This is a genomic window from Bradyrhizobium ferriligni, from assembly GCF_056837965.1.
In genome coordinates this window covers 1-421 of record NZ_JBXEJO010000334.1, presented here as the reverse complement: position 1 = coordinate 421, position 421 = coordinate 1, and the positions used below count along the sequence as shown (strand labels likewise).

Genomic DNA, 421 nt, shown 5'->3' with positions numbered 1-421 from the left:
GTGCTGCGTGCATCCGGGCGACGAAGTCATCGTGTTCGAGCCGACGTACGACAGCTACATTCCGTCGATTGAACTGGCGGGCGGCAAGGTCGTGCCGATCACGCTGAACGCGCCGGACTTTCGCATCCCGTTCGACACGCTGGCGGCGGCCATCACGCGGCGCACGCGCCTGATCATGCTCAACACGCCGCACAACCCGACCGGCACGGTCTGGCATGCGGACGACATGCGCAAGCTCGCCGAGATCCTCGCGCCCACCAACGTGCTGCTGCTCTCCGATGAGGTGTACGAGCACATGGTGTACGACGGCGTGCCGCATGCCTCGGTGGCGCGCATTCCCGAGCTGGCGCATCGCGCTTTCGTGGTGTCGAGCTTCGGCAAGACGTATCACGTGACGGGCTGGAAGGTCGGCTACGTGGCC

1 protein-coding gene is annotated in these 421 nt (G+C 65.6%); it reads left to right on the top strand.

Annotated features, from left to right (window positions below):
- A partial coding sequence (locus AC1VNY_RS42775) for an aminotransferase class I/II-fold pyridoxal phosphate-dependent enzyme (RefSeq protein WP_482409718.1) occupies positions 1–421 on the top strand: 421 nt, incomplete at both ends.